The organism is Caenispirillum salinarum AK4 (assembly GCF_000315795.1).
GTDB classification, from domain to species: domain Bacteria; phylum Pseudomonadota; class Alphaproteobacteria; order Rhodospirillales; family Rhodospirillaceae; genus Caenispirillum; species Caenispirillum salinarum.
The window spans coordinates 13,132-25,594 of the sequence record NZ_ANHY01000020.1 but is presented as its reverse complement, the minus strand read 5'-3'; the positions used below and the strand labels follow the sequence as shown (position 1 = coordinate 25,594).

Below are 12,463 nucleotides of genomic sequence, written 5' to 3'. Positions count from 1 at the left end.
ATGAACGCCGCTCCGCCGAAGACAGAGGTGATCGCCGACGTCAAGCTGGACGAAAGGACGCTCGTGCGCCGCAAGCCCGAGGTGGAGCACGAGCGCGCCGTCGCCATCTACGACCTGCTGGAAGAGAACACCTTCCACATCCGGGATGACAGCATCACCGGCCCCTACATCCTGCACCTGTCGCTGGCGGAAAATCGCCTGATCGTCGACGTCCGCGACAAGGACGACAACGACCTGAAAAAGATCACCCTGCCGTTGTCGCCGTTCCGGGCCATCGTGAAGGACTACTTCATGGTCTGCGAAAGCTACTACGGTGCCATCAAGACGGCCTCTCCCTCGCAGATCGAGGCCATCGACATGGGCCGCCGCGGCCTGCACAACGAGGGCGCGGAGCTTCTGCGCGAGCGCCTGGATGCGGAGGTGGAGATGGACGTCGACACCTCGCGCCGGCTGTTCACGCTGGTCTGCGTCCTCCACATCCGGGGCTGAGGGGCAGGGCGCCGTGTCGGAGAGCCTGCCGCAAGCCGTTCTCTTCGCCTGCACCATGAATGCCATTCGCTCCCCCATGGCGGAAGGCATCATGAAGCGGCACCACGGCACCCGCGTGTTCGTCGACTCGGTGGGCGTGCGCAAGGGCGAGCTTGACCCCTTCGTCATCGCCGTCATGGACGAGGTCGGCATCGACGTCTCCGGCCACAGGCCGAAAACCTTCGAGGAACTGGAGGACGGCAGTTTCGACGTCATCGTCTCGCTGTCGCCCGAGGCCCAGCACTCGGCGGTCGAGATGACGCGCACCATGGCGTGCGACGTGCTGTTCTGGAACACCTTCGACCCGGCCATCGTGGAGGGCACGCGGGAGATGCGGCTGGATGCCTATCGCCAGGTCCGCGACGAGCTGACGCGGCGCATCCTGGACACCTTCCCCCCGGTGCGCCTGCCGGCCGGCTGAGCCCGCCATGTCCAATGGCAGTGTGCGCATTGTCCGAAAGTCTCCATCTTCCTGAAAACACTTGACCTCGCGCCAGTGTCACCGCATTTGTTTGGCGCACTGACCGACAAACGGTCACGGGAACAGTCGGCGGGCCGGGTAAGGAAAAGATGGCCAAGGAAGATCTGATCGAGTTCCAGGGCAAGGTGGTGGAACTGCTGCCCAACGCCATGTTCCGCGTCCAGCTGGAGAACGGGCACGAAATCCTCGCCCACACCTCCGGCAAGATGCGCAAGCACCGCATCCGCGTGCTTGCGGGCGATGCGGTGACGGTGGAAATGACCCCCTACGACCTGACCAAGGGTCGCATCACCTTCCGCTTCAAGTAAGCCGTCCCGAGCCGGGGACGGCGCCAAGGAGTTTTCATGAGCGACGACACGGCGCGCCCGCGCCTGGTTCTCGCGTCGGCCTCGCCGCGCCGTCTCGACCTGCTGAAACAAATCCACATCACGCCCGATGCGGTCGACCCGGCCGACATGGACGAAAGCCCCCTGCGCGACGAGCTTCCCCGCGACCACGCCGCGCGCCTGGCCGCCGAAAAGGCGCGCGTGGTGGCCGCCCGGCACCCCGGCTGCGCCGTGCTGGCCGCCGACACGGTGGTCGCCGCCGGCCGCCGCATCCTGCCCAAGGCGGAGGACGAGGCGACGGCGCGCGCCTGCCTGGAGCTTCTGTCGGGCCGCCGCCACAAGGTCCACGGCGGGGTGACGCTCATCGGGCCGGACGGGCGGGAACACCACCGGCTGGTCACCACGGCGGTCACCTTCAAGCGCCTGGATACGCGCGAGATGACCATGTACCTGCGCTCCGGCGAGTGGCACGGCAAGGCCGGCGGCTACGCCATCCAGGGGCTGGGCGGGCTGTTCATCCAGCAGATCATCGGCAGCTATCCCAACGTGGTCGGCCTGCCGCTGCTGGAGACCGCCAACCTGCTGGCGTCCGTCCACATCCGGCCCGAGGCCTGAGGCCATGCCGCGCGGCGGCAGCATTCTCGTCTCCGACGGTCCGGGCGAATCCCGCGCCGCCATCCTGGACGACGGCGGCAGGCTGGTGGCGCTGTTCCTGCACCGCGCCCACCGCGCGGAGGCGGGAAGCGTGCACCTCGGCCGCGTCACCGGACGGCTGCCGGACGGATCGGCGGCCTTCGTCGACATCGGCGAGCCGGATGCGGCGTTCCTGAATGCCCCCGACGCGCGCGTCCTGGGCGGGCTGCCGGCCGAGGGGGCGGCGGTGGTGGTGCAGGTGCGCCATGCCGCCCGGCGGGGGAAGGGCGCCCGGCTGACGGCCGATGTGTCGTTCTCCACGCCGCTGCTCGCCTACGGCCCCTTGCGGCCGGGCGTCGCGGCCTCGGGCAAGCTGGCGAAGGACCGGGCCAAGGCGCTGACGGCACTGCTGCGCGGGCTGGCGGAGAAGGGCGAGGGGCTCGTCGCCCGCACCGCTGCCGCCGATGCCGCGCCGGAGGCCCTGGGAGCCGACCTGGCGCGCCTGCGGGCGGAGTGGACGCTGATCGACAAGGCGCGGGCGACCGCGGGGCCGGTGCCGCGCCGCCTCTCTCCGCCGCCCGACCTGCTGGCCGAGGCGCTGGCCCGCTGGCCGGAGCCGGACGCCATCGTGTTCGAGGGCGCCACCGTTCCCGCCCAGGCCCGCCGCCGTCATCCCGCCCTGTCGGACATCATGGAGGCCGCGCGCCCCGACCTGTTCCTGCGCGAGGGCGCCGACGAGCAGGTGGAGGCGGCCCTCTCGCCCCGCGTGCCGCTGCCTTGCGGCGGGGCGCTGGTCATCGAGCCGACCGCGGCGCTGGTGGCCGTGGACGTGGACGCCGGCCCGGCCGCGCCGTCCGCCGCCAACGCCGAGGCGGTGGCCGTGCTTGCGCGGCAGTTGGAGGTGCGCGGGCTGGCGGGGCACGTGGTGGTGGATTTCATCCCCGACCGCCGCGACCCTCGCCGCCGGGACCTGATCGCGCTGTTGAAGCAGGCGCTTGAGGACGATCCGGCGGCGCCCTATGTCGCGGGCGTCTCGCCGCTGGGGCTGGTGGAACTGTCCCGCCGCCGCGCTGCACCGCCGCTGGCGGACCTCTTGTGCGACGCCGACGGCCGGCTCTCGGCGGAGACGGTGGCCCTGGCCGCCCTGCGCCGGGTGCTGCGGGAGGCCGAGGCTCTTCCCGGTGGTGCGCCTGTGCTGGAGGCCGCGCCCCAGGTGATCGAGGCCCTGCGCGGCCCGCTCCGCGCCGCGCTGGCCGAGGCGGAAGCGCGCCTGTACCGGCCGTTGACCCTGCGGGCGCGGGATGATCTTGCCCGCGACCGTGTCGAGACCGTGTTTTCCTGATTGTTCAAGGACCCTTGCCCGTGACCGCCAAGCCCGAACCTGCCCGCGTCAGCACCGCCAAATGCCCCACCTGCGGCAAGCCGACGGCGGCGCGCTATCGCCCCTTCTGCTCCAAGCGCTGCGCCGACGTGGACCTGGGCCGCTGGCTGGGCGAAACCTACCGCGTGCCCACCGAAGAACCGGCGCCGGAGGGCTGGACGCCCGAGGACGGCGAGCGCTGACGCGCCGGCCGGCCGGCGCTGTCTAACCCCTTGTCGAATTTTTGCATTTTTGTGCTGGACAAGGCTGCGGAGGTTCCGTATAAAGCCGGCCTCACGACGGGGCACGCACCGCCCCGAAGGCCCGGCGCCCGGGTAGCTCAGTTGGTAGAGCAGGGGATTGAAAATCCCCGTGTCGGCAGTTCGAATCTGTCCCCGGGCACCACTCTGAAGGCCGCCGACCTGACCGGGTCGGCGGCCTTCGCCGTTTCGGGGCCGGGCCGGGGCGGCGGATCACGCCTCCGCCTTCACCTGCGCCGGCGTCTTGTGCGAACCGCCGACATAGCGGCTCTCCACCGGCTTCAGGTCCTCGTCCAGTTCGTAGACCAGAGGCACCGCATAGGGAAACTCCACGTGCGGGATGACGTCGGGCGGCACGCTGTCCAGTTCCATGGCGATGCCGCGTAAGGAATTGCCGTGGGCGGAGATCAGCACCGTCTCGCCGCCCTTCAGCGCGCTGGCGATGGGGCCGTGCCAGAAGGGCATGCAACGGTCCACCGTGTCCTTCAGGCACTCCGTCAGCGGCAGGCTGTTCTGCGGCACGGCCTTGTAGCGCTCCTCGTGGTGCGGCGCGCGCTCGTCGTCGGGGTGCAGTTCCGGTGGCGGCACGTCGTAGGAGCGGCGCCAGATGTGCACCTGCTCCTCGCCGACCTCCTTCGCCTTTTCGTCCTTGTTCAGACCCTGCAGGGCGCCGTAGTGGCGTTCATTCAGGCGCCAGTCGCGGGTGACCGGAAGCCACATGCGGTTCATGGCGTCCAGCGTCAGCCACAGGGTGCGGATGGCGCGCGTCAGGACCGAGGTGAAGCACACCGTCGGCCGGATGTCCTCCGCCGCCAGGGCCTCGCCGGCGGCCCATCCCTGCTTGCGGCCGTCTTCGGTCAGGTCGACGTCCGTCCAGCCGGTGAACAGGTTTTTCTTGTTCCAGACGCTTTCGCCGTGGCGCAGCAGGATCAGGCGGGGCATGCGATGCTCCTTCGTCGTCAACGGTCGCACTTTGCGCCACCAACGCGCGAGGGCGGCCTCTGGTCCCGGTGCCGCCGGCGGGCTATGGTAGGGTCATGAAAACCTCTCTGCGCCTGGACCGCCTGCTGTTCGTCGACCTGGAGCTGACCTGCTGGGAGGGCATGCCGCCCCCCGGCGAGCAGAGCGAGATCATCGAGATCGGCCTGGCCGAGGTGGACGCCGAAGCCCTGACCGTCACCCGCAGCGGCCGCTATCTCGTCCGCCCGCGCCACTCCGCGGTGTCGGAGTTCTGCGCCGATCTGACGGGCGTGACCCAGGACGCCGTCAAGCGCCACGGGCGACCGCTGGCGGAGGTGTTCGGCACGCTGAAGAAGGATTGGGGCCCCGCCCGCAAGGCCTGGTACGCCTGGGGCGCCGACCGCATTCTGCTGGACGAGGCGGTGGAGCGCGGCGATGCCGAGGCGCATCCGTTCTCGCCGGGCTTTTTCGACATGGCGCAGCTATACGCGACCCTGCGCGGCTGCGGCGCGCGCGTGTCGCTGGAGGATGCGCTGAAGCGCGAAGGGCTGGAGCCGCAGGGCCGCCGCCACTCCGCCGAGGGCGATGCGGTGGACGCCGCGCATGTATGGATGCGGCTGGCCGGCTGCCTGCGCTGAAGTGGCTCTTGATCGGAATGCGGCCGCGGCGGTAGGACGGCCGTGCCCGGTTCCGAACCACGAGACGACGCCATGACCACCACCGCCGCCGCCGCGCCGACCTTCGCCATGCAGCCAATCACGGCCGAGGACACCGAAGCCCTTCTGGGGCTCAACAACGCGGCCGTGCCCCACGTCAACGACCTGGATGCGGCGGCCTTCCGCGCCATCGTTGACGAGGCGACGGTGGCCGTGAAGGCTGTGGATGCCGAGGGCGGCGTCGCCGGCTTCGTCCTCGCCCTTGTCCCGGGCAAGCGCTACGCCAGTGAAAACTATGCGTGGTTCTGCGCCAACATGGGCGACGAGGGCTTCCTCTACGTCGACCGCATCGTGGTGGACCCGACGCGGCGGCGCTCCGGTGCGGCGCGGGCCCTGTACGAGCATGTGTTCGCCGAGGCCGGGCGGACGGGCGCGCCGCGTGTGACCTGCGAGGTCAACGTGCGCCCGCCCAACCCGGGCTCCATGGCCTTCCACGAAGCGCTCGGCTTCCAGGGCGTCGGCGAGATCGAGCCCTACGGCGGCACCAAGCGGGTGCGCCTGCTGGCCAGACCCGTCGGGTGATCAGCGCCCGGTACGGACGCGGGAGGGCCGGAGTCCGGCGGCCGTACAGGCCGCGGCACAGGCGGTCATGACGAACATCAGCTTGACGATTCCCAGCATCGCGAGGTCTCCCCTGGTGGTTTTTGTGATGCCTCCCCGGCGGCCGTCGGTGATATATCCCGACCACTCCGCACAGGTATCCTGGCATACGCCGGTCGCCGTGTCGCGGATCGGCTGCTGCCGCCGCTGCCGGTGATTTTCCAGCGACCGCCGGCGTCACTGGCGGCGGTCATGGACCGGCTGCCCGGGCCGCTGATTGTCCGACGGACCTCCGGTCACTGCTCCCTTGTTCGCGGCAATTTCCCTGGATTCGGGGTCCACATTCATCCCAGCCGCTGGCTTCCGTGTCTCCAGGCGATCCTCATCGCGCCGGCAAATCCTTCTGTTTCAACGCCTTCCTCCCATCATAAGGGGCTCAACGCGCAAGGGTTGAAAAAAGTGTAAAAAGCCGGAAAGGTAGATGAAGGGAGGCGCCAACGGGGCGGTTGAAAAGGGGGATGGCGTGGAGTTCGAGGACAAGACGCTTCTGGCGTTCACCGATCCAGAGGCACGGGCGACAGTGCTGTCGTCCGACGCGGTGCGCGCCGTTGTCCATGCGGCCTATCGCATCCCCATGGGCACCCTTGGTGCACAGGCAACGCCGCATTTCGACAGTCTGGAATACGGTCGCTTCCGCGCCGAGACCCGCACGGAAATCCAGCAGAGCGGCTACAGCATCCGCTTCGGAGAGCAGGACCACGACCCGTCGCTCGCCGGCCGGCCGGATGTGGACCTTCTCTGGCGCGGGGCGGTGACGGCCTCCACACGGCGGGAGCGTGCCGTTGTGGGGGTGCGGACGAGCCCGGCCGTCCGCATTACGGACCTGGATAGCGATCTGCCCGATCCGCCGCCCGCCGATCCTCAGGCCCTTGACCGGGCCCGCCGCGCGGCACTCTTGGCGCGCCTGCGTGCTGCCGCCATCGATCCCGACGCCATGACCGAGGCCGTGATCGACGGTTGGGTCCGCAAGATGTTCGCCGACAGCCTGTCGCAGGCCCTGGCGCGGGCGCATGACCACGGGGTGCCGCTGCACCAGATCGCGCTGTCGTTCGCGCCGGTTCCGGGCTCGGACGTCGCGCGGGCGCGGCGGTTTCCGGTGGCGGCGGCGGTGCTGATTCGCGACCCGACGCAGGCGGGGTTCCGGCTCTCAGATTTTCTGCGTGCCAGCCATACGGTCCTGGAGCAGATGCAGGTCCAGGGGGTTGAGCCGCCCGAAGGTGACGAGGACCTGCCGAAGGGGCGTCCGGTGGTTCTGTGGCTGGTGCCCGAAGACTGGTTTGACGACGAAGCCTGGCCGGCCGGGGAAAACGCCGCCGCTCCCGAGGCGGCCCGCCTGGCGCGCATCACCCATGCCACGTCCTGGCTGGCGGGGCAGGGCATCGCACTCGCACCCGTCGGACGGTAGACGCCCGGCGGGTTATTTCATGGGCCGGCGACGGCTGTCAGGGGGAGAAAGATCATGGCCATTGCCTTTCCGTTCGTCGAAGTCTCCGTCGACGACAGCGACCTGCAGCCAGAGGCCCGGCGTGCCCCCGGCGTGCTGGCCGTGGTGGGCAGCACCAACGGAGCCGGAAGCGCGGCGGCGAACGACCCCGTCGTGATCGACGCGCTGGCCGACGCCACGGCGCGCTTCAACCGCGTGGACGGAGACGGCGCGCCCAACCCCGAAACCCCGTTGTACCGGGCGCTGGCGGCGGTGTTCCAGCAGGACCCGCGGCCCAGCAAGGTCTATGCTGTCAAGCTGGACGGTGACAACGACTGGGCTGCGGCCTTTCGCGCGCTTGAGGCGGCCGACGACATCACCTTCGTCACCGTGGCGGACGCCGTGATCCAGGGCGGGGAGGGCGATCCGCTGGCGCCGATCACCGCCCTGAAGGCCCATTGCGACAACCAGTCGGCCGCCGGCAACAAGCGCATCGGCGTCGCCGCCGTCGATCCGGCGATCGGCCGCAGCGATGCCTACGCGGAAACCGTCACCGGCCTTGCGGCTCCGCTCAAGACGTCGGGCTCGCGCATGGCCGTGGTGGCGGCGCGCGGCGCGGTCGACCCGTCCGGCAACACCGCCCAGGTGGCGGCGGCGGCGGCCTCGGCCATCGCCGGGCAGCCGGTGGCGGCCTCCATCGTGCTGAAGAGCGTCACGGGCTTCACCATGCCGCTGGCCGGGCAGTATTCGCCGGGCGAGATCAAGGCCCTGAGCCAGGACGGCATCATTCCGGTCATCGACCCGGCGCTGATCGTGGGCGAGGGCCTGCACTTCGCCGAAGGCACCATGTACGACGCCCAGCCCACCTACATCGACACGGTGCGGCTGCTCGACGACGTCGAATTCCGCCTGAAGGCCGGCCTGATCGGCATGATCGGGGATGCCCGGATCACCCGCGCCGGCCTGGCCGCCGTCATCCGCAAGGCCAACGGCATTCTGGGGGTGGTGCAGCGCGACGGCGGCATCACCGGGTCGAGCATCATCATCCCGGTCTATGACGCGCTGCTCAAGCCCGCCGCCGCCCGCACGGCCGCCGAGGACCAGATCATCGCCACAGCGCGCGCCCAGCGGCTGGTGGACATGACGGTCATCATCGTCCTTGGCCCGGCGATCCACCGTCTGAGCATCACGCTGCAGCCGCGCTTCTGAGGCGCGGCCGCCCGCCCTGCACTTGCCTAGCCCGATAGGAGCCCACAGTCATGCCGTCCTGGAACTCCCGCCTTGTCGTCAAATACGACACCGGCAGCGGCGAAAAGACCATCACGCCCATCGAAAGCTTCCAGCCCAGCTTCGCCATGAACGCCGAGCCCCTGCATTCGGTGGAGGCGATCAACATCGGCGTCATCGCCATGCCCGAGCAGATCAACTTCACCATCACCGTGAAGGCGCTTGGGACCGCGACGGCGGAACTGACCAAGCTGGCGCTGGACCGCACGGCGTTCCGGGTGGTGATGGAGGAAGTGGACGACGGCAGCGATCCGGAATGGTCGCTGACCGAGGTTCTGCTGGACAACTGCTTCATCACCAATGCGACGCCCAGCTCAGCGGCCATTTCCGGGGCCCCCACGGCGACGTTCTCCGGTTTCGCCCTGGGCGGCGAGGCCAAGTCTGCCAGCCAGGACGCGGCCGCCGTCGGCGCGCCCATCGAAAGCTGATGGCGGACACCACGTTCGGCGTTCTGGGCGGCGGCAGCGTGCCCCGGCGCCCCAAGCGCGTCACCCGCACCGGGCTCGCGCTGGTCCACGAGAACGAAATCGTCTACCCGGCGGCCGGCGGCGAGGCGGAAGCGATCCAGGCGGTCGAAGACGCCGGCACCACCGTTCAGGTCTTCTTCCCCGTTCAGGTGGAACTGCGCGAGGTCGCTCCGCGCTCGTCGACCGCTGGCGACGGCACAGGCGGCGAGGCCGAGGAGCGCACCCTGCGCGCGGTCGCGGCGGTCCTGTCCGACGGTTGAGGAGGCGCGTGCGGCATGCCGGTGGAGGTGCACATACCGCTTACGCTGCGGCTTGATCCGGCGCTGGCCCGGGCCGAGCACCTGGCGGAGGTGGAGGCGGCCGTGTCCGCCGCCGCCCGCCGGGCGCTGGCCGAAGTCGATGCCGAGGTGATCGCGCCGCGCGGGGGCTATGCCGTGCCCCGCCTGCACGCGCCCACCTTCACGTGGGCGGGCGCGGCCGCAGCTTTGTCAAGGGACTGGCAGCAGGATGCCGAGCGGGCGGTGTCAGCCGGTCTGCGCGCTGCCGTGGCGGCCACACCCAACACCGCCGCCGCCCGACTCACCCAGGCGCCCGAGCCGGTGCCGGCGGCGCCACGGGACAGGATGGAGCGCGGCCGCCGGCGGGGCGGCCGCTATCGCATCCCCAGCTATGCCGGCGGTACCGCCGATGTTCCCATCTACATGGCCGGCCCCGAGGCCCCGGAGGTGGACCGCGATACCCAGCGCGTCAGGCTGTGGGCCTGGGACGGAAGCGACGCCGACTATTTGCGGCAGAGCATCGGCCGGTTTCTTCTGACTGTGCCGGACTCTCATGCGCCGCTCGGGCAGCCGGTCGGCGTTCTTCTGATTGTTCCGGGCGCGTATGCCGTCGTGGTGGTGAAGGTCACGCAGCGCGCCGACGGGCGTCTGTACTACCGCCACGTCGCGAATTTCGAGGTCGGGCAATCCGTCCAGAGAACCGAGATCGACGATGAGGGCGACGTCGCCGTTTCCGGCGGAGCCATGCCGACGGCGCCCCGGGTCACCTTGCGGAAGGTCGTTCCGGTCGGCGGCGCTGAAGCCTATCTGCGGGAGCGGTACTACGAGGTGGCCCGTGAAATCCTTGCGCAGGAGGGGGCAAGCCTGGACGCGGACATGCGCGAGGCCCTTGATGCGCACGCCGCCAGTGCCGCCGGATCGCTGATCCACAAGCAGGGGTATCTGGCCGCGCTCGAGGCTCCGGGGGATACGACCTGGTGTTCCGTTCCGCCCGATGCGTTTCCCGGCTCCAGCCTGGCCGTCTTTCCGATGACGCACGTCGCGCCGCGCGCCGAGGCGTACGGCAAGGACGGGGGCGACGTCGCTGCGGCGGGCACGGCGGAAGACGGTGGCGCCGGTGTCGATGCCAATGCCGGTGCCGATGGCCGTGAAAACGCCGGCGCCGGCGGTGGTCGGCGTGGTGCGGCCTTCGGCGGGCCCGCGCCCGGGGAGGCCCTGACCGGGCCGGCCGCCTTCTATCCCGCCAGCCCCGACGGCACCACCGTCGAACTGGGCCTGGGCTCCTTGAATGGCGAGCCCAGCCTGGACGAGCTGGGCCGCTTCGGCGATGCATTGAGCCGGCTGATGCGGCAGATCGCCTTCCGCCTGGAAATGCCGGAAGGCGACCATTGCGGCAGCTTCGCCATCGCCGCCGCGTACATGATCGGCGTCCGCGCGTCCTCGGTCGCCACCCATGCCGAGACGGCACCGTCGAGCACCCGCCCGACACCCGGCGGCGGCGGGAACCTGGGCAGCATCGACATGGCGCCCGAACGCAGCCGGGCGGTGCAGGTGATGCGCTATGTGGCCGGCGTCACGCCGCTGCTGACCCGCTTCCAGCATCTGATGGTCGAGGTATACGACCTGCCGCCCATCAAGCGGATGATCACCGGCACGTTCGAGGGCGACGGCGTCGGATGGGCGCTGGCTTTCTACAAGCGCTATTCGCCGACGGTGGAACGGGCCACCGGCGCCCTGTTCAAGCGGACCTGCCAGATCGTCATGCTGCAGCTTCTGCGCGCGTCCGAGCAGCAGATACGGGCGCGGCTGGCCAACATGGATCGCTATTACGGCCAGGTTCGGGCGCTTATCCTGGGCCTGGTCGCGCCGGAGGCCGACCTGCGGCAGTTGCGCGACCGCCTGCGGGAGGACGCCGCATGGTCCGGCGAGACCTCGGCCATGATCGGGCAGGTCTATTCCTCGTGGAAGGACGCGCGCGGCGCGCTCACCGCGTCGCTCGGCCAGCAGGTGCTGGACGAAGCCGCCTTGCGCGATCCTGGCGGCCGCAAGGCCGGCGAGATCGTCCGCACGCCGCAGGGCGCCCGCATCCGCGATGCCGACGGGCGGCTGTGGTCGGTCGCCGAACTGGAGCAGGCCATTGCCTTCCGCCACGGCATGGCGACGTCCGTGGATCCTCTGATCCACCAGTTCCAGGACATTCCCGAAGTGGTCGGCGCGTTCCGCCAGAACCCCGGTGCCGCGCGCGCGTACCTGGAAAGCCTGCTGCAGGAGATGCTCGCCAACAACGCGGAAATGCAGCGCAAGACCAAGGCGGAAGACGATTTCGCCTTCCTGTCCGGCAAGATATCCGACGACCTGCCCAACCGGACCGTGCCCTACACAAGCTACAAGCTTCAGGGCGTCCACCTTCTGGCGCACGAAGCCGTCGGCGACGCCTTCCAGGGCGACCGCGCCTATGCCGGCGGCCTCGACTTCGTCATGAGCGTGGAACTGGGCCGCCAGGGGCTGGTGGCCTTCGGCCAGACGGTGAGCCTGCTGGCCCTGGCCGTGGTTTGCCCGCCGCTGGCCATGGTTGCCGGTGCGGGGGTGGCGGCTGCCTCTTATGCCGACGCCGCCGGGCAGGCGCGCCTGTACGGCGCGATGATCGATCCGGAGGTCATCCTGTCCAAGGCACAGGTGGAGATGGACCTGTTCCTGGCCGAACTTGAGGTCGTCATGGCGGCCATCGACGTGGTGGTGCCGGTCCTGAAAACGGCCGGTGCCGGAGCCCGCGTGGTGGGCCGGCAGGGTTCTGCGGCCGGCGTGGGCGCAATGGGGCGCCACGCCCGTCGCCGGTTCATGGACAGCATGGCCGAGCAGGCCCGGCATGGCATCGAAGTCGCCGTCGCCAAGGAGGTGCTGACCGAACAGGCCATGGGGCAGGTGATGCCGCTGGTTCTCGGGCCGCTCATGCGGGAAATCCACCGCGAGATCACGATCGGTGCCGGCGGAGGGGCAGCCCGAAGCGGGCCGGGCGGCCCGGTGGCGCCCGCAGCCGCCGAGCCCGTGGCCGACGAGGCCGAAAACGCCCTCATCCAACGCCTTGAGGAATACCAGGAGGGCCTGCGCGACGAGAGGCTGCCCAGCGCCGAGGAGGCGCCCTGA

At 70.1% G+C, this 12,463-nt stretch carries 14 protein-coding genes and 1 tRNA gene; 14 read left to right on the top strand and 1 reads right to left on the bottom strand.

What is annotated here, in order from left to right; genetic code table 11:
• From C882_RS18420 to C882_RS18390, 7 genes are all read left to right on the top strand, one after another.
• A complete protein-coding gene (locus tag C882_RS18420; RefSeq protein WP_043646435.1) occupies positions 1-489 on the top strand; it encodes a UPF0262 family protein in 489 nt (162 codons plus the stop codon).
• 13 nt (positions 490-502) lie between these two features.
• Positions 503-949 (top strand): arsenate reductase ArsC, encoded by a 447-nt coding sequence (locus C882_RS18415; RefSeq protein ID WP_009542176.1) that lies wholly within the window; start codon positions 503-505, stop codon positions 947-949.
• 149 nt (positions 950-1,098) lie between these two features.
• Positions 1,099-1,317, top strand: coding sequence for a translation initiation factor IF-1 (infA, locus tag C882_RS18410; protein WP_009542175.1), 219 nt, complete (start codon positions 1,099-1,101; stop codon positions 1,315-1,317).
• Between the two features lie 36 nt (positions 1,318-1,353).
• Positions 1,354-1,950: a Maf family protein gene (locus C882_RS18405; protein ID WP_009542174.1), complete on the top strand. Its 597-nt coding sequence runs from the start codon at positions 1,354-1,356 to the stop codon at positions 1,948-1,950.
• A 4-nt stretch (positions 1,951-1,954) separates the two neighbouring features.
• On the top strand, positions 1,955-3,310 hold the full coding sequence (locus C882_RS18400; RefSeq protein WP_009542173.1) for a ribonuclease E/G: 1,356 nt from the start codon (positions 1,955-1,957) through the stop codon (positions 3,308-3,310).
• 20 nt (positions 3,311-3,330) lie between these two features.
• Positions 3,331-3,531 (top strand): DNA gyrase inhibitor YacG, encoded by a 201-nt coding sequence (locus tag C882_RS18395; RefSeq protein WP_009542172.1) that lies wholly within the window; start codon positions 3,331-3,333, stop codon positions 3,529-3,531.
• Positions 3,532-3,657: 126 nt separating this feature from the next.
• A tRNA-Phe gene (locus C882_RS18390) sits at positions 3,658-3,733 on the top strand.
• A gap of 68 nt (positions 3,734-3,801) precedes the next feature.
• Here the strand turns inward: C882_RS18390 and gpmA are convergent.
• Complete coding sequence (gene gpmA / locus C882_RS18385) at positions 3,802-4,530, bottom strand: 2,3-diphosphoglycerate-dependent phosphoglycerate mutase (RefSeq protein WP_009542171.1); 729 nt, start codon at positions 4,528-4,530, stop codon at positions 3,802-3,804.
• Positions 4,531-4,625: 95 nt separating this feature from the next.
• Here gpmA and C882_RS18380 point away from each other — a divergent pair, with 95 nt between their 5' ends.
• From C882_RS18380 to C882_RS18350, 7 genes are all read left to right on the top strand, one after another.
• Complete coding sequence (locus C882_RS18380) at positions 4,626-5,186, top strand: 3'-5' exonuclease (protein ID WP_009542170.1); 561 nt, start codon at positions 4,626-4,628, stop codon at positions 5,184-5,186.
• A gap of 72 nt (positions 5,187-5,258) precedes the next feature.
• Complete coding sequence (locus C882_RS18375; protein WP_009542169.1) at positions 5,259-5,786, top strand: GNAT family N-acetyltransferase; 528 nt, start codon at positions 5,259-5,261, stop codon at positions 5,784-5,786.
• Positions 5,787-6,285: 499 nt separating this feature from the next.
• Entirely contained in the window at positions 6,286-7,269 is a 984-nt protein-coding gene (locus tag C882_RS18370; protein WP_009542168.1) for a hypothetical protein, read from the top strand.
• A 54-nt stretch (positions 7,270-7,323) separates the two neighbouring features.
• Positions 7,324-8,496 carry a hypothetical protein gene (locus C882_RS18365; protein WP_009542167.1) on the top strand — a complete coding sequence of 391 codons (1,173 nt, stop codon included), beginning with the start codon at positions 7,324-7,326 and terminating at the stop codon, positions 8,494-8,496.
• 50 nt (positions 8,497-8,546) lie between these two features.
• A complete protein-coding gene (locus tag C882_RS18360; RefSeq protein ID WP_009542166.1) occupies positions 8,547-9,002 on the top strand; it encodes a hypothetical protein in 456 nt (151 codons plus the stop codon).
• Positions 9,002-9,301 (top strand): hypothetical protein, encoded by a 300-nt coding sequence (locus C882_RS18355; RefSeq protein WP_009542165.1) that lies wholly within the window; start codon positions 9,002-9,004, stop codon positions 9,299-9,301. Before C882_RS18360 ends, C882_RS18355 begins: the two co-directional genes overlap by 1 nt.
• A gap of 15 nt (positions 9,302-9,316) precedes the next feature.
• Positions 9,317-12,463, top strand: a complete 3,147-nt coding sequence (locus tag C882_RS18350; RefSeq protein ID WP_009542164.1) for a hypothetical protein — start codon at positions 9,317-9,319, stop codon at positions 12,461-12,463.